A 15,751-nucleotide genomic window follows, 5' to 3' on the forward strand; every position below is an offset into this window, starting at 1 on the left:
ATTGTCCGAAAAATCTGAGAAGGCGTTTAAAACGATTAGGGGTGTTATTGCTCTAGGGTTTGAGACCCTTTCAGCTCATTAGTCGGGGGTATCCCGTGAGATTTTGTTTTTCCGCATTTTTGCTGTTCTTCCTTCGATGCGTTCATTGATCCAGCCATTTACATCACTAAAAAATACGTCGGGTGCATAACGGCCAAAACGGTCAGCAATATCACCAAGTGTATGAGCACCTAGCGCATCTCGCATGGCTTTTTCGGCCTGTAGCATGACGGCATGCACTGCACACACACCACTGGTTGCCCAATCTGGCGGGGCGTGATTAAAGACAGCACATTTCCCGCGAACTTCTTGGCACTCAAAAAGCGGTTTTTCACCTTCGATTGCATTCATAATATCTAAAAAACTGATTTCATGAGCGGATCGAGCGAGTAAATACCCACCACGAACACCTTCTTGAGCAATAACAAGACCTGCCTTTTCAAGTTTAGGAAAAATCTTGGCCATAAAACTCGAAGAGACTCCTTGTAATTCAGCAAGATCCTTACTACTCAAAGGTTTATCTTCATTGTTCACAAGAAAAAGAAGACAGTGAATCGCATACTCGACGCTACTAGTGATATAAGCCATTTAATTTCATAATTGATCAATTACAAACACAGACTAATGCAGTCTGTGTTTTTAGTCAATAATAAAACTAAGACAAAGTTAGTCTTAGTTTTAAGAGGGCTCTTTTAAAGCGTTAATTATGAATCTATCTATTTGAATAGTTTAAATTTTTAATAATTTATAAAAAATATTTTATTGAGTTCTTTTAAACGTAAGAATGTCTAATAGATGTTTAATCAAATAGTTCACAACTTATAAGTAAGATAGAGGAAAGGGTGTAGACATTTATCATTTATTTATAGAGTCTTTTAAATTATATTTATGTAGATTGTTTCAATTAAAATATTGAATAGCTTTATCTGAATAAAAATATTTTTTACATAGCACGATGAATGAATAAGAGAGTTGTTTTGAAAACTGAATTTATTATTAGATGTATTTATGCACTTTGTCTTATCGGTGCAGGGTTCAATCATTTACAAACAGTTTTGATGCATGGTTTGTTTTGGGACTATAACAATGCACCACTATTTACCTGTATTTATTGGACATCTTTAACATTTATTGATCCACTCGCAGCAATTCTTCTATTTTATAGATCTCGTATCGGCTTAATTCTAACTTTTCTCATTATATTTAGTGATGTCATTCACAACACTTGGATTACATTAAAAGTGGGCCGAGATTTGCTCAACTACATGTATATTTCCCAATTTTTATTTCTGGTTTTTGTTTTGTGCACAATTAAGTTTCCTTGGAAGGCGCATAAGACAAGTTAAAATTTAAAAATCGGAGAGCAAAAGCATTCTTTTACTCTCCAAATAATTTCCTCGAACTTACGAACGCCACCAATAATTTTCGACATTTGGTTCATTAAGATTCAAGAGTTCACCCATTTGAGGCGTACTAATCGCTAAATTATTTTGTTGAGCCAAAGCGACAATACGTTCAAATGGATCATCCCAAGCATGAAGTGCCAAATCAAAAGTACCATTGTGCACAGGCAACAAATGACGTCCTTTTAAGTCGATATGTGCTTGTAAAGTTTGCTCTGGCTGCATGTGAACATCGGGCCATTCGGGGTCGTAAGCGCCAGTTTCTAACATGGTGAGATCGAAAGGGCCATAACGATGTCCAATCTCTTTAAACCCGTCAAAATAGCCCGTATCTCCACTGAAAAATACCCGTAGATCATTATCAATAATCACCCAAGAAGCCCAAAGTGTCGCATTGCTATCGCCCATACCACGGCCTGAAAAATGATGAGCAGGGGCAGCCACCAATTTTAGCCCATCTACCTGTGTGGTATCCCACCAGTCGAGCTGCTGAACCTTTTCTGCTGGAATTCCCCATTTAATGAGCGTATCACCCACACCAAGCGGTGTTAAGAAATGCTCAACTTTATCGTTAAGTTGCATGACTGCATGGTAGTCGAGGTGGTCGTAGTGGTTATGCGACAAAATCACACCTTTAATGGGTGGTAATTCGGCAATACTAATCGGTGGCTGGTGGAAACGTTTTGGTCCAAGCCATTGAAAAGGTGACGCACGCTCTGAAAAAACAGGGTCGGTTAACCAAAACTCATTTTGTAGTTTTAACAAGATGGTTGAGTGGCCGAAACGAAATAGAGAGCGGTCAGGCGCACTTAAAAGCTGTTCTTTTGACAAACTTAAAACAGGAATTTCTCTGTTTGGAACGGTATTTTTAGGTTTGTTAAATAGAAACTTCCACATGAGTTGAAGCGTTTTGCCAAAAGAAGGCTGGTGTTGGTTTGGACGCATATTTCTAAATTTGCCATTGTGCTGCTGAGATGGCATTAAGGGAGCAGGCAAGTCTGTTGTGTTTGAAATAGTCATTTTGTTTTTCCTTATTGGAACAAACCTATATGTACAAATAAGAACTTGAGTTAAGTGCTTATTTCGATTTATTTAAATGAGTGTTTACTCACTCATTAATTCATTCAAAAATAAGGATGCCGCGCATCCTTAACTCTTGTCTAGATTGAAACTGCATGCCAAAACGCTTCAAAACCAGATTTACGATAACGCTCGGCTTGAGAAGGGTCTTGGGCAATAAAATTAAGTGTAACTTCGGCAAGCGCACCTAAAATTGAAGCAATAAATAACGGTGGGTAATCTCTTAATTTTCCGTCATTAATACATTCTTGAATGTTTTGGGTGAGGTCACAAAAGGTTTGCATGCCAATTTGTTTGCTTTGTTCAGTAATTTGTTCTGAGGTCGAAAGCTGCGCCATTACTTTTCGTTTAAGGGGAGCTTCTAGACTCCAGTCCAAATAGCTTTGCCAGATATGTGACATTTGTGTTTGCAGGTCAGCGTTAGTCGGGTAACTAAGCATCATCACCTGACGTAGCTCAGCCTTTAGTGAAAGATATAACTGGTTCAGCAGCTCTTCTTTATTACTAAAATAGGTAAATAACGTACCTTCTGCCACGCCAGCAACTTTGGCAATTTTTGAGGTAGACGCACGCTCGCCAAGCTCTGCCAATGTTTCGATAGCAGCACTTAAAATTGCATTACGTTTATCTTCACTACGAGGACGAGCCATATAAAAAAATATTAATTGAGTGATTACTCAATCATACATAAAAATAGTAAGACAGCAAGAGATATTTTGTAGGGGAGAACCAAGAATCCGATAAATTAATAGCTGAAAAGTTATAAAATACATCTGGAATAGATTATTACTCTTAAAAAGAAATTAGGTAAAAGATATGTCCTTATTTGAAGAATGCAAAAATGCACTCAAAAATGATTTTCAAATTATTAGTGGTATAGACGTAGAAGATGTTTATACGAAATTGAATATGTATCCCATAAAACAAAACTGTATTTTATGGACAGATATGAATTTTAACGACTTTGATAATATGGACGAGTTGTTAGAAAGCATGCAAACAATTCACAATGAAAATGTCTATGTTGTTGCAGATGATCAGGATATTCCAGTCTTTACTTCTAAGCTGAAATCAATAATCGAAAATATATACGACGTTATGGCTTTGTGCCCTAAAGTTTTTATTTTTAATGAAACTATCCTATTAGAACCACTTTTTCCAACTTATACCGTTAGAGTAGCTTTTAAGTCTAACTTAAATAAATCTTATATTTAAGGTTTTTCTTAATTATGTAATTAAATGAAAAACAATAATTTAATTAAATAATTTCTAGCCAATTTCACATTGACACCTTAATTTTTGAAGATTACCATTTGTGGGCTGGCCTACATTGCCAGTCGGTTTTGACGGACCGTTTATTCGACCACATCAGGATTATTTCTTCTGAGGAGTAGTCTTGTGTGCGCACCTCGTTCCCTCCCGTAGCGGTAGGACGGGAGTGGGACACTTTCGAGTGTGCTGGATGTCGAAACCAGTCCGTCAACCCGCTTCCGTTCTGCCACCATAATTTATAATGTTTTGGCAGAACTCCCAATAGAAGGAGTTGGCTATGCACATTCATAAATTATTGGCAGTCACTGTCAAAAACTATCTCGACACAACTTAAATCAATTTAAAGCAGTTTGATGAGCTATAGGCTTTTCAGACTTTAAATCATTACGTCTAAAACTTAGCAACAATAAAACTTGAGATGTGCCACGCACAGTCTTTACGGCTTTGCTGTGCCTTTTTTTCTCCCAGAAAAGGCACAGGCTTTTTTATCTCTTTTAGCAACAACAAGAATTTATAACGGTAAAACGATGCCAACTTTAGAAAGATCTTTCAAAAAATTACAGGTTATTCATTCAGCAATAGAGCTGTTCAATCTCTATGGATTTCACAATGCGGGTGTGGACTTAATTGTCAAAAAATCCAAAATTCCTAAAGCCACTTTTTATAACTACTTTCACTCAAAACAGCGGCTTATTGAAATGTGCCTATCCTTTCAAAAAAGCAAACTTAAAGAAGAAGTGCTGGCAATTATCTACTCAAGCCGTTACCGAACCTCAAGCGATAAACTCAAAGAGATTATTGTTTTACATGTCAATTTTAATAGTCTGTACTATCTATTACTTAAGGCCATTTTTGAAACTAATCAGTTTTACCCGCAAGCCTACCGTATAGCGCTTGAATATAGAAAATGGCTGCTTAAAGAACTTTTTGATTTGGTTTTTAGTTTGGAAACTCACGCATTAAAACCAAGTGCCGACATGGTTTTAAATTTGATTGATGGCTTGATGTTCCAGATTTTAAGCTCAAACAGTTTGGATGAAAGGGATGTAGTGGTGGAGAGGTTTTTTGGGTAACATTTCATAATGCTTAATTCTAAATTTTACTCACTAAAGGTTAGAGATAAATTTGAAGTTATAATTGTAGATCATGAAAACTAAACAAATAATGAGGGGGTTTTTAATGCAAGATGTGAGGGAAGGCTTATTAATACTTGAAAATAAAGAAGTTGATAATATTGCTGAAGTCTATTCTTTTGAACAAATTAGAGAAATACTTATTTTTGCTCTATCTGATAGTACTTCTGAATATTGGACTATATTAGCTCTAAACCTATTGAGTAAAAAATCTGAGTATATTTCTGATGAAATAATCTTAATACTTAAAGAAATAGCAGGAATGCCAAAAAAATATACACAAAAAACCAGACATGAAGCATTAAAAATATTTAAAAACAAAAGTGGAAATACTAATTAGGGGAATTGTATAAATTAAATTTTTCAAAGAATATACTAGTTAATTTAACATAGGAATGGCTATGTATAGATTGGATATACCGCAGTGAAAAGTATGAATGAAAACTACGTTAATCTTTTCATAATGTTGGAGTTTTATTGTGCAGAATATTAAAATGAAAGATGACTCATGCCATTTTTTTTATGAACAAGAAGCAAATAGTAAGCAAATTATTAAAGTTTGCTTTGACATATCTGATTTTGATGAACTTCAACAAGTTTATGATTTTTTTGGCGAGAAAATATATGGAAATAATCGAGAGCACTTGAATGACATTCATGCAAATACAAAACAGTTTGGAAGTAATTTGTCTTCATTTCATGACTACTTAAGAGGATACCTCATTGGTGTTTTTCTAGAAAAAAGAGATGAAATTTTATCAGTAATTATAACTAATAAAAACAATAAAAATATTGATGAGGATTGGTTGGATTTTTTTAATATAATAGTGCAAACTTTTTTTGATTCGCATAGAGATATAAAATATGGGCTTTATATGACATTGGATTTTTCAAGAAGCATCATGGTTAATATGATGGATTATTTTAGTTTTTTAATTTCTGATTATCACAATAGACCAAAAGATGAACTAGATGATAATGGTAATTATGTGTAAAAGTTTTTAATTTGGTATGCTAAGTTGTGAATATTTATAGATCTATTTTAAGGCTTCCCAATCTATAAGGTACTTTATATGAGTAATTTGGTGACTATGCTTTCTTCTATTAAAGCTGAAAAAAATTATTTTATTGAAAAATTAGAAAAGGTTAATGGATATTCAGAACAAGAAATCGCTGAAATTGAGAAATTAAATAATATTTCTGTGCATGGTCAATTGAAAGAGTTGCTAACAACTATGGGTAAATGTTCAGGAGGAGTGATTTTTGGTGATGATTTTTACATATATAGATATTATAGAAATGCTGGATTTAATATACAAAGGCAAAAAAATTTAATGGCTGATGAAGAACTTGCTATCAATTATAGAGAGAATGGTGAGACATTAGATTTAGCTGAAGAACAATATTTTGAGATTTGTGGTGAGAATGAACATGCTAATATTTTCTTCATGTATACAAAGGATATTAATGATATTGTTTATGAGTGGGATGAAAATAATAATACAGTAAAAAGATTTGGAACACTATTTGAGTACTTAATTCGATACAGAAAGAGATTAGGTTCATATTCGTCTCAAGGAACAATTCGAGGCGATGAAGATCCTACTTTATTCGATGAGTTAACAACAGGAAGATTATTGTTTTCTAGCTAAATTAGAAATAAAACAACTTTATTTTTAAAAAGTTTTGCAAACTATATATTAAATCTATCTTATGAATTTTAAATTATTTTATTCCGGAATATTGGTTTTTAAATTTATAATCATTAAGTTAACTATTCTTAAGGAAGATTTTTTTATATTATGAAAACTATTGAGATTGCCTGATGAAAGAAATAAGAGAATTAAATAAATTATTAAAATGTTATAAAACGTATAGTATTGGAAGTTTGATTCATTCATTAAAATTTGATCAAAAACACATACTAGATACCTTAGATGGGGAAGATATACTTTTTCCTCATCATATAGTGAGTATGTCTATATCTTATGCCCAATTGGCATTCTTAAAAATTGAAAATAATAAGGCAGATATAGATGCTTTAAATAATTTAAATCTTGCTTTGATGTATGCAGAAGTGGGAAGAGAATTACAATTAAAAGATTTTAAAATAAAACCTTTAGATAAAATGAATGTACATGAGTTAAAGAAGTATTTTTCAGAATTTTCTGCACTACTTTTTTGGGCGATTCTATTAAATAATAAAAATTTAGCAAAGAAATTAGCTCGCCAAGTAGAGTTTTGCTTACAACAAAAATTTCTATCTGATTTTCCTTTAAGTTATGACTATTTTTCATTATGGGCTTATTACAAATGGATTAATGAAGAATTTACATTAGAATCAAAAATAGATGGAAAATTTAAAGATTTGATAAATAATTGGTCATTTGGATCAGTATTTTTAGAACCTTTACTCATAGATATAGCAAATTTACATTGCGAAGAGTTAATAGATAATGATTTACGTAAGTATCCTCCAAAATTTATTAGACCTCCGTTTACTTTATTGCCACTTGAAATTCATGTGATTAATAAATTACGTGCATTAGATAAATTAAATGAAATATCATTAAATCATCCTTTAATGAACACTCATTCAGCAAAAATTAAAGACTTCGAAGTGATAAGTGATGATTTGCTTGAAACGATACAGATAAATTTTTTGTAGCTGAATCAACCTGCTCAAAAGTGCGGTTGCAAACAGCTGGGGTACAGGAGGATACAATGGCATGAATTTATATATCTATCGAATATATTGATAAATTTGAATTAATTATAGTCATTACTTAGAAATGACTATGTATAGATGGGATATACCGCAGTGCAAATTATGATTGAGCCATCAGTTCTTAAAACCAAATCTCCATTTTTTATTATTGCTAAAAATTTCTTTATCTTTGGATTGCTTTGGATTTTATCTTCATTCTTGTATGGTGTTTTTGACTATGAGTCATATTCTTCCATATTTATTTATCTAATTAGTTTCTATGCTATTTATTTTTTTGGATATTTAATATCTAAACCTATTCTTGCAGACCTTGACTCTAATACTCTTAATCGAGTTAAGTTTTTAAGCCTTATATTTTTTGCACTTTATTATGTAATAATACCTCTGCGGTTCTTTCTATTTGATATTAATACTGAGTTATATGGTTTTAGACTTGGATTTGGATTCGTTTTTCCATTGTGGACACTAACCCCAATTTTTATCACTAATCTGAAGAATAAGTTTTATATTTATTTATGTGTCTTGCTATGCGCTATAGAAGTAATTTTTTGGGTAATGTTTTTTAAAATGAGTGGGTCTGAATTTTATAAGAGACCTTCATCTGTTGCTATGTTCACAAGTTCTCTTGTATTCGCTTTAACTTTTCCTTGGTATTTATCTTGGCTAAGAGAAATAGACATCAATAAATGGGTTTTACCATTCTTTTTTAAAGAAGATAGATTTATATCTAAACTAATATCATGGGTAGTAATAGGACTTGGTAGTTTATTTATGTTTTTATTCTATCTTTTCTTCTAAAAAAGAATTCTAAAAGGAGTACCTATGAGATCTTTACATCAGGTAGCAGCCAGTCAATTGGGTATAGGGGTATGGTACCAGAAAGAATTTGAACAAAATGGTATTTTGTTTATTCGACCAAATCATTACCACCCATCGGAGGCTATGGGGGCGCAATGTGCAAATTGTAATACGATTGTATGGATAACTGGGCGAAATGATCCTATTTTAAGGAGGATTTGCCAGAATATGCTGTTAATGGTGGTTCTCTTTATCGTAATTATATTGAGAATAATACTAAAAGGTTTTTAAACTCTTTACCTTCATGTCCACATTGCTATCAACAAGCCTATGATTTATTTATAAATAGTATAATTATGCCGAGATATCAAAATGGGGACTACTATTCATTAGAAAGTGATCTAGGTCCTAATGAAGAAATGTCAGCTAAAGTCAAAGATATACCAGTGTGGTGGTATGGTGATGAAGCCGAGGCTAAAAGACTGAGTTTGAAATTGTTATAATTCTTTTAAATATATGCTTGATAATCAATAAAATATTACTTGTTAAGATTTTGCACATAGTAGAATTACAGTCTTTTTATTAAGAACCGAGACACAAAGAAATGAAGTTGTTTCCAATACCTGCTGATTTTATTAATGAAAAGGTGACACTTTCATGGTGTGATATCAAATGGGGTTATGAAAAGAATCTCCTTGCTTCAGAAATACCAATAAAAAAAGCAGAAAATATTGTATCAACAGGGAACTATACTAAAGCTGAACTTGAGCTGTCATTCCTTATCCCGAGTGAATCAAATAACATCACTCCTTTTATTAATGAACTATGTCCTAACTTTAAAGAAGATGAATATGAGAACATCAGTCAAAAATGGTTATATGTAATTCTTAGTTGGCTCTGGATTAATCGCGCAAGTTTTAAAGATCCTTTAGATGAAGTGGAACGTATTTATACAGATTTTGATTATCCAGCCGAAATCGATAATTTTATTAAATATATGCCTCCTACGGATGGATACGATCCCTCATTGTATTCTTATGCAGAAAATATTAATCGCTTAATGAAGAATTGGGAAAATTATTTACAACAGAGTGCTCTAAAGTACAAATAAAGTACTATGTGATTTATGACACTTAAGAATATTAGGCAAATTTTTTAAATACTGGAGAACCATCAAATGCTACAAGATATTGGGGATCAGTATCCAAATGGCACAATTAATAAAGAAATTATTGAAAATTTTGCAGCTACCTTAGAGGTAGTATTTCCACCAGAATATGTTGAACTTATTTCTCAACATGATGGCATCTATCCTGAAATTTCTAGCTTTGACTATGTTGATACTGACGGTGAGCTAAATATCAGTACAGTAGAGTTAGGAGGATACTTGCATGAACCTCGAATAGAAGGAATGCAATTTCCCGAAAGTGATGATGACTATGAGGGAAAATTAATAGGATTTGGATCTACACCTGGGGGAAATTTTATTTGTTTCGATTACAGATTTCCTTGGATAAAAGATCAACCTAAGATTGTGCTTGTTTTACACGATGAATTCTATAGTTCTGGAATAAATGAGGGTAAAAGAAAGGTTCTGTACCTAGCAGATAATTTTGTACACTTTATAAATTCATTACATGAATTTATTGAGTATTAGCAATCTACGATAGGTTTTGATTTTTAAATAATAATTTATTTAACAGTACTCAATAGTTGAAAAATAGCAATTTGGAGACAGAGCGACTGGTAGAGTAAATATTAAAGGTTAGTAATGATTTTATATGTTTGTAGTTATGTAGTAAGAACCCCATTTTTTTTAGAGAAAAGAATAGATTTAAAAGAAATGGGTTGGGAGAAATTATCAAATATAATTAAGAATATTTTTTCTTTTGGAGGTAGTGTCATTATTCATAAAACAGACGCAGATTATTCTGAAGAGTCTGAGCGATTAGCATATAGTGATATTGATAGCTACAGCATGGTTTGTGATTCTAGATATGGTTATTTATTTGGATGCAGTATTAGTGAAAATGAGGAATATCCTGCTGGTACTTATTTGCGTCTTGTGAACAGAAAAACTAAAAGTCCTGAAGAAGTTTATGTTTTTGAGCCGCATGAAGATGAGTGGCAAGCAAAATATGTTAATCAAGATTTAGAGTTAGCCTTAAATTTATTTAAAGATATTTATGAATGTGGCGAATTATCATTCAAGTCAAAAATTATGTTTGAGTAGCTAATTAGAGTTTTACTCAATATTTAATAGTTAAAAAATTAACTCCTTCATGGAAAAATCAACCTTGATGAATACTATTAAAAATAAGGAAGCCTTTCAAAAAGCATTAGCCCATGTGATTCAACATGCTGAGTTTAGAGACGGTATTCAAGAGAAAATAAATTATATTTCTCAACGAAAAGGAGATGTTGCATTTTGTATAGGAATGTTAGGGAGTTATGCTGAAGCTAACGCAATGGTATCTTGGTTTAGGAATAGTGATTTAATTGCTTTTAAACAGTGGTGTTTTATTGCGGCTAAACTGAATCGTATGGTGTTTCAGTTTGATACTATAGAATGGTTCCCTGCCTATAAACATTTATATGCTTTATTATCAGATAATGAGGAAATCATTTCTTGGTATAGTCAGCACCGAGTATCGTATGATCGACAAGGCTCAATTAAAGACCGCGACAATCCACGTAAGCCTGATTTTCATGGGTATCAGTTGATATTAGCTCTTAATCATGAGTGGGATAAATTACGTGAACGTTGTGAACTCATTTTACAAACTGATTTAAAAAAGGATAAAAAGTATTTAATTGACCATCGTTTTTATCTTGCCTTAGCCAATGGGGATAAGGGTGAAATGGAAAATATTTTGACTGAATTAACTAGTCAAAAAATTGCCAAAGTCCGTAATTTTGAATTTGCATTTACTTTTACTGAGCATTTTATTGCGACTCATGCAGTAATTTATATCAAACTAGCATGGAGAAATGGATATCATTTAAATATCGATACTCCTTGGATACCTAAAGAATGGTTGCCTGTAGAGCCTTTACTTGAATATCTCGAACCATGGGAATTTATGCGCGAATTTGATATTTTTACTCCTTTTGAAGGTGAGTGGAAAGTTTGGTCCCCAAAAAGGAACAATAGATAAGTATCGAAATTTTCTTGAAAACTTGTCTATGTTCAAGATAAATTTTTGTAGTTGAAGAGACCAACGAAAGCGTCCCAAAGATGTACGCTTTTTTATTACACATTGCTTAAAAAGTATACAGAAACCTCGCTAAAACGAGTTGGAACGCTACAAACGTGAATGATACTTTAAATTTCACTCTTCCCAATAAGTGAGGTGAGCAATGAAATTGTTAGCTTTGTTCAGTATGGGAGTTGCAGCGAGTTATTGTTATAAAACTATAAAAAATAGCGAGCAAGCTCTTCTGAAACCAACTTTTGATGAAATAGTAAAAAACTTTGTATTAGCAGAATTTAATGCCTAATACATACCGTTAATTTTAATTAAATAAAAAGCTCATCGGAAGGTGGGCTTTTTTTTAATTTATAAATTTCCATAGAAAATTCATTTATACTGTATATTTTTCAATCAATTAAAATAAATTAAGTAAAATTAATATATTGTTTTATAATACTTTTTATCGGAAAATTTTACCAAAAGTTAAAAAAATCTTTATTTTAAATGAAGAGGTTAATGGAAACCTCTTAAATAAAATAAAGGAAATAAAATGGATATTTTAAAATTAATAGGCGGAAATCTGCTCGCCGTGGCTTTTGTAACGGGAACTCAAACAGCACATGCAGAATTTAAACGGTTTTCTGTATCTGCTGGATGGTTGCATGTCATGCCACAAGGGAAAGCAAATCCATTCAACATCAATACTGCTGTAGCAAATGGAACCACTGCCAAAGTCGGAACCATTTCTACCTCAGCATTTATGAAATCAATTGACCCTAATGCGACATTATCAACGGGTGAAAATGTCAAAGAAGTTCTCGATATGGTATTTAGCCATCCAGTCGATGAAAACGGCAATCAGCAACAATCGGTTGGTCAGCTATTAGGGCTTGTAGATGAAAATGATATGGTTTCGCCAGATATCACGGGTACAGCAACAATTAAAGGACTAGAGCAATGGGAAGGTAAAGGCACAGGGCTTGAAGCAGAAGATGTAGACACTCTGGGTTTAATGTTTAATTACTATGTGAATGAGAATGTGTCTTTACAGTTAATCGGTGGGATTCCTCCAAAAGTTGATATTAAGGGGAAAGGAGAAATCAATGCGCCGTTATCTGGTTTTGCAAATCCTGAAGGATTAGCTGCTTTGGTTATAGGGGATAAACTTGATTTATTACAAGACATTCCAATCACTAACCTCGGTAATAAATCGAAAGCTGCTACGGTACGTGCATGGACTCCAGCATTAGAAGCTCAATATCAGTTCGGTAAGGCAGGAGTAAATAAATTTCGTCCATATATTGGTGCCGGAATTATGTATTCACGCTTTTCTAACATTAAGTTAAACGACCAAATTAATTCTGACTTAATTGCGGCGGGGCATATGATTCAGAATGTTCTAGATAACAATGCTGGTGCAGCCTTAGATGGCAAAACTTCAAGTGCAAACCCATATGTTCGGGTTAAAGCAACTGATGCGATTGCCCCCATTGTGAGTCTAGGAGCTACGTATGACATCACGCCAAATTGGTATGCTGTTGGTTCAGTGTCCTATGCAAAGTTAAATAACCGCGCAAATATTGATGTGATTGATAGCAAAACAGGTAAGCAGTTAATTCATGCCTCAACCAAAGTTGATATTGATCCCTTAATTACATATCTAGGTGTGGGTTATCGTTTTTAATATCCTCATTTAAATATTAATCTTTCGTTTAGGAAAATTTACGATTTAACCTGTCGTATTTTCTGTGCATAAAAAGCCCTACCAAATATCAATTATTGGTGGGGTTTTATAAGAAAAGCAGTGTAGTGGTCTGTTTGTGAATTCAAGGAGGAACTTATCATTTTAGGATAAACATCTGAAAGAACTAAGCTTTATATGGTTGGGTAAAGAAAAACCGAAGGTCACTTGAGAGATTAAATTAAAATATAAGAAATATGGTAAAGTTAAAAACCTAATTCAATACATTTAAAATTGATATCAAGATATTGTAGGAAAAACATGGTTAAAATTAAACCTCACCCAGCAACAAGCGGAAATGCATCGGCTGATCGCCTTTTAACTTTGTTAACTGCTTTTAGAATAGGTGATAAATCTTTAACCTTAGCTGAACTCGCTGAACGAACAGAATTAAATAAAGCAACCATCATGCGCTTAATCGTTTCGCTAGAAGATTTTGGTTTTGTTAACCGTCTTTCGGATGGCAGATATACACTTGCCAGCGAAGTCATGCGTTTAAATACAATTTATCAAGATGCTTTAGACTTAGAAAGACATGTCATGCCTTGCTTACAGCAACTTGTAGATGAAATTGGCGAAACAGCTTCTTTTTACGTTAAACATGGAGCATATCGTCTTTGCCAATATCGAATAAACTCTACCCATCGATTACGTGTTCACGTTCAACCGGGCGAAGTTCGGCCAATGGATGGAGCAGCATGCGCTCAAGCATTGAAATCAACATATGAACAAGTTTTATCAAGAACAGAACCTTTTTATTCAACTGGTGTAACAGAACCCCACGCAGCTGGAATGGCATTGCCTGTGTTTGATGCTCAAAATGAGGTAGTAGGAGCCTTACTCATTTCAGGCCCATCAAGCCGTTTTACTGCGGAAGTTGCAAAATCTGTCGGGGATTTTTTCTTCAAAATTGCAGATGATTTAACGAAAAGTTTAGGTGGTAAGAGTATTCGTAATTAATTCTAATATTTTAAATATAAAAAAGGGGCTCATGATTTAGCCCCTTTTTATTTATGCTATTTACGAAGTACTTTGTGGTTGGCTAAACAAAACGGCTTTCTTTCTAGACATAATGAAAACCATAATAGCCGACACGAGGTTTAGTGCTGCAAGTGGAAGTAAGGCGATAGCATGGCTTCCTGTTGCATCATGTATTGCGCCATAGATATTCACCATCATGCCGCCACCAATCAGGTTAGCGCATGCGCCAATTGCTGCGAGTCCTGCCGCCGTTGTAGTCGGTGACATCCATGAGGATGCTAAAGCCCAGAATGGACCTTTCGCAGAATAAGCACCAATTAAAACGATACTGAGTAAAAAGATTGTGCCAATAAGTGAAGACGTGAACAAAGCAATTAATAAACCAATTGAGATCATCAATAGAGCGATTGCTGTATGCCAAAGGCGTTCATTTTTACGATCTGAGCTACGACCCCAAAGAATCATGGCAATAGAAGCGATGCCATAAGGAATTGCATTCACTAAACCAATTTCTAGATTACTCAAACCAAATGATTTAATTAATTGTGGTGCCCAAACACTCATTGTACTGCCGGCAGCAGAAGCACCAGAATAGATAATGATCATAGCCCAAATATATTTATTCTTTAAAAGCTGCCATAGTGAAATATGACCAATCGGGGTTTTTTGTTGGCGTTCAAATTGTAGTCTTTCAACTAACCAAGCTTTTTGTTCGCTATTGAGCCATTTTGCCTGTTCTGGTCGATCTGTGAGTACAAATAGGCAGGCGATACCCAGTAAAACAGCAGGAATACCTTCTAAAATAAATAGCCAATGCCATCCGCGCATGCCCATCCAGCCATCTAGGGATAATAAAAAACCAGATAATGGTGAACCTAGAAAGTTTGCACCTGGAATCGCCACCATAAATATTGCAATCATTCTTGCTCTATAGTTTGCAGGCAACCAATAGGTTAAATATAAAATGACACCTGGGAAAAAACCTGCTTCGGCAGCGCCGAGTAAGAACCGCATAATATATAACGATGTGGAGCTTTCAACGAATGCAGTTGCGGATGATATTACCCCCCATGTCACCATAATTCGAGCAATCCATACTTTTGCTCCAAATTTTTGCATGGCGAGGTTGCTGGGTACTTCAAATAAAAAATATGCAAAGAAAAATAAGCTACTGGCAAAACCAAAAGCAGTAGCTGTTAATCCAAGGTCTTCATTCATTTGTAATGAAGCCATACCAATATTGCCACGATCAATAATGGCGATGACATAACAAAGTGTTAAAAAAGGCAGTAATCGCCACGCTACCTTGCGCATCGTTTCGCGTTCTATCGCACTTACTTGAGAATATTCTGTAGACATAAAAAAATCCTTTTTTATATTCA

General features: G+C 33.7%; 19 protein-coding genes and 1 pseudogene. 16 read left to right on the forward strand and 4 right to left on the reverse strand.

The annotated features are described in order from the left end of the window. Positions 1–78: 78 nt before the first annotated feature. Positions 79–627 (reverse strand): RrF2 family transcriptional regulator, encoded by a 549-nt coding sequence (locus JGE69_RS09460; RefSeq protein WP_199112647.1) that lies wholly within the window; start codon positions 625–627, stop codon positions 79–81. A 389-nt stretch (positions 628–1,016) separates the two neighbouring features. On the opposite strand from JGE69_RS09460, the gene JGE69_RS09465 reads away from it, so the two are divergent. Then, positions 1,017–1,385, forward strand: a complete 369-nt coding sequence (locus tag JGE69_RS09465; RefSeq protein WP_199113241.1) for a hypothetical protein — start codon at positions 1,017–1,019, stop codon at positions 1,383–1,385. A gap of 57 nt (positions 1,386–1,442) precedes the next feature. Here the strand turns inward: JGE69_RS09465 and JGE69_RS09470 are convergent, their stop codons facing one another. Together JGE69_RS09470 and JGE69_RS09475 are read right to left on the reverse strand one after the other, a co-directional pair. Next, positions 1,443–2,462, reverse strand: a complete 1,020-nt coding sequence (locus JGE69_RS09470; RefSeq protein ID WP_199112645.1) for an MBL fold metallo-hydrolase — start codon at positions 2,460–2,462, stop codon at positions 1,443–1,445. A gap of 140 nt (positions 2,463–2,602) precedes the next feature. After that, the gene (locus JGE69_RS09475; protein WP_000113715.1) at positions 2,603–3,172 is read right to left on the reverse strand and encodes a TetR/AcrR family transcriptional regulator; all 570 of its coding nucleotides are present in this window, start codon (positions 3,170–3,172) and stop codon (positions 2,603–2,605) included. Between the two features lie 166 nt (positions 3,173–3,338). Between JGE69_RS09475 and JGE69_RS09480 the strand changes: the two genes are divergently transcribed. The 15 genes and pseudogenes from JGE69_RS09480 (at position 3,339) to JGE69_RS09550 (ending at position 14,348) form a co-directional block, all read left to right on the forward strand. Next, entirely contained in the window at positions 3,339–3,737 is a 399-nt protein-coding gene (locus tag JGE69_RS09480; RefSeq protein ID WP_199112643.1) for a hypothetical protein, read from the forward strand. A gap of 584 nt (positions 3,738–4,321) precedes the next feature. Continuing rightward, a complete protein-coding gene (locus JGE69_RS09485) occupies positions 4,322–4,867 on the forward strand; it encodes a TetR/AcrR family transcriptional regulator (protein WP_199112641.1) in 546 nt (181 codons plus the stop codon). A gap of 73 nt (positions 4,868–4,940) precedes the next feature. Next, positions 4,941–5,267, forward strand: a complete 327-nt coding sequence (locus JGE69_RS09490; protein ID WP_227602369.1) for a hypothetical protein — start codon at positions 4,941–4,943, stop codon at positions 5,265–5,267. 139 nt (positions 5,268–5,406) lie between these two features. After that, a complete protein-coding gene (locus JGE69_RS09495; RefSeq protein ID WP_199112640.1) occupies positions 5,407–5,922 on the forward strand; it encodes a hypothetical protein in 516 nt (171 codons plus the stop codon). Positions 5,923–6,000: 78 nt separating this feature from the next. Beyond that, positions 6,001–6,579: a hypothetical protein gene (locus JGE69_RS09500; protein WP_199112638.1), complete on the forward strand. Its 579-nt coding sequence runs from the start codon at positions 6,001–6,003 to the stop codon at positions 6,577–6,579. A gap of 173 nt (positions 6,580–6,752) precedes the next feature. Then, positions 6,753–7,595, forward strand: coding sequence for a hypothetical protein (locus tag JGE69_RS09505; RefSeq protein WP_199112637.1), 843 nt, complete (start codon positions 6,753–6,755; stop codon positions 7,593–7,595). A 162-nt stretch (positions 7,596–7,757) separates the two neighbouring features. Next, positions 7,758–8,453, forward strand: a complete 696-nt coding sequence (locus tag JGE69_RS09510; RefSeq protein WP_227602396.1) for a hypothetical protein — start codon at positions 7,758–7,760, stop codon at positions 8,451–8,453. A 24-nt stretch (positions 8,454–8,477) separates the two neighbouring features. Beyond that, positions 8,478–8,956 (forward strand): annotated as a pseudogene (locus JGE69_RS18190) (hypothetical protein). A 101-nt stretch (positions 8,957–9,057) separates the two neighbouring features. Continuing rightward, a complete protein-coding gene (locus tag JGE69_RS09520) occupies positions 9,058–9,564 on the forward strand; it encodes a DUF2247 family protein (protein ID WP_199112635.1) in 507 nt (168 codons plus the stop codon). Positions 9,565–9,630: 66 nt separating this feature from the next. Continuing rightward, a complete protein-coding gene (locus tag JGE69_RS09525) occupies positions 9,631–10,110 on the forward strand; it encodes an SMI1/KNR4 family protein (RefSeq protein ID WP_199112633.1) in 480 nt (159 codons plus the stop codon). 114 nt (positions 10,111–10,224) lie between these two features. After that, on the forward strand, positions 10,225–10,686 hold the full coding sequence (locus tag JGE69_RS09530) for a hypothetical protein (protein WP_199112631.1): 462 nt from the start codon (positions 10,225–10,227) through the stop codon (positions 10,684–10,686). Between the two features lie 67 nt (positions 10,687–10,753). Next, positions 10,754–11,611 (forward strand): Imm49 family immunity protein, encoded by an 858-nt coding sequence (locus tag JGE69_RS09535; RefSeq protein WP_199113237.1) that lies wholly within the window; start codon positions 10,754–10,756, stop codon positions 11,609–11,611. A gap of 202 nt (positions 11,612–11,813) precedes the next feature. Beyond that, on the forward strand, positions 11,814–11,954 hold the full coding sequence (locus JGE69_RS09540; RefSeq protein ID WP_005305650.1) for a hypothetical protein: 141 nt from the start codon (positions 11,814–11,816) through the stop codon (positions 11,952–11,954). Between the two features lie 243 nt (positions 11,955–12,197). After that, entirely contained in the window at positions 12,198–13,331 is a 1,134-nt protein-coding gene (locus JGE69_RS09545; protein ID WP_199112630.1) for an OmpW/AlkL family protein, read from the forward strand. Between the two features lie 318 nt (positions 13,332–13,649). Further along, on the forward strand, positions 13,650–14,348 hold the full coding sequence (locus tag JGE69_RS09550; RefSeq protein WP_107881370.1) for an IclR family transcriptional regulator: 699 nt from the start codon (positions 13,650–13,652) through the stop codon (positions 14,346–14,348). 60 nt (positions 14,349–14,408) lie between these two features. Here the strand turns inward: JGE69_RS09550 and JGE69_RS09555 are convergent, their stop codons facing one another. Beyond that, positions 14,409–15,728, reverse strand: coding sequence for an MFS transporter (locus JGE69_RS09555; RefSeq protein ID WP_199112627.1), 1,320 nt, complete (start codon positions 15,726–15,728; stop codon positions 14,409–14,411). Between the last annotated feature and the right edge of the window lie 23 nt (positions 15,729–15,751).

Source organism: Acinetobacter sp. C13, assembly GCF_016809775.1.
In the GTDB taxonomy this organism is placed as follows: Bacteria; Pseudomonadota; Gammaproteobacteria; order Pseudomonadales; family Moraxellaceae; genus Acinetobacter; species Acinetobacter pittii.

Excerpts from the sequence above, each read along its gene's own strand:
- JGE69_RS09460 (WP_199112647.1), bottom strand. The coding sequence starts at position 627 with ATGGCTTATATCACTAGTAGCGTCGAGTATGCGATTCACTGTCTTCTT.
- JGE69_RS09470 (WP_199112645.1), bottom strand. The coding sequence starts at position 2,462 with ATGACTATTTCAAACACAACAGACTTGCCTGCTCCCTTAATGCCATCT.
- JGE69_RS09475 (WP_000113715.1), bottom strand. The coding sequence starts at position 3,172 with ATGGCTCGTCCTCGTAGTGAAGATAAACGTAATGCAATTTTAAGTGCT.
- JGE69_RS09480 (WP_199112643.1), top strand. The coding sequence starts at position 3,339 with ATGTCCTTATTTGAAGAATGCAAAAATGCACTCAAAAATGATTTTCAA.
- JGE69_RS09485 (WP_199112641.1), top strand. The coding sequence starts at position 4,322 with ATGCCAACTTTAGAAAGATCTTTCAAAAAATTACAGGTTATTCATTCA.
- JGE69_RS09490 (WP_227602369.1), top strand. The coding sequence starts at position 4,941 with ATGAAAACTAAACAAATAATGAGGGGGTTTTTAATGCAAGATGTGAGG.
- JGE69_RS09500 (WP_199112638.1), top strand. The coding sequence starts at position 6,001 with ATGAGTAATTTGGTGACTATGCTTTCTTCTATTAAAGCTGAAAAAAAT.
- JGE69_RS09505 (WP_199112637.1), top strand. The coding sequence starts at position 6,753 with ATGAAAGAAATAAGAGAATTAAATAAATTATTAAAATGTTATAAAACG.
- JGE69_RS09510 (WP_227602396.1), top strand. The coding sequence starts at position 7,758 with ATGATTGAGCCATCAGTTCTTAAAACCAAATCTCCATTTTTTATTATT.
- JGE69_RS09520 (WP_199112635.1), top strand. The coding sequence starts at position 9,058 with ATGAAGTTGTTTCCAATACCTGCTGATTTTATTAATGAAAAGGTGACA.
- JGE69_RS09525 (WP_199112633.1), top strand. The coding sequence starts at position 9,631 with ATGCTACAAGATATTGGGGATCAGTATCCAAATGGCACAATTAATAAA.
- JGE69_RS09530 (WP_199112631.1), top strand. The coding sequence starts at position 10,225 with ATGATTTTATATGTTTGTAGTTATGTAGTAAGAACCCCATTTTTTTTA.
- JGE69_RS09535 (WP_199113237.1), top strand. The coding sequence starts at position 10,754 with ATGAATACTATTAAAAATAAGGAAGCCTTTCAAAAAGCATTAGCCCAT.
- JGE69_RS09540 (WP_005305650.1), top strand. The coding sequence starts at position 11,814 with ATGAAATTGTTAGCTTTGTTCAGTATGGGAGTTGCAGCGAGTTATTGT.
- JGE69_RS09545 (WP_199112630.1), top strand. The coding sequence starts at position 12,198 with ATGGATATTTTAAAATTAATAGGCGGAAATCTGCTCGCCGTGGCTTTT.
- JGE69_RS09550 (WP_107881370.1), top strand. The coding sequence starts at position 13,650 with ATGGTTAAAATTAAACCTCACCCAGCAACAAGCGGAAATGCATCGGCT.
- JGE69_RS09555 (WP_199112627.1), bottom strand. The coding sequence starts at position 15,728 with ATGTCTACAGAATATTCTCAAGTAAGTGCGATAGAACGCGAAACGATG.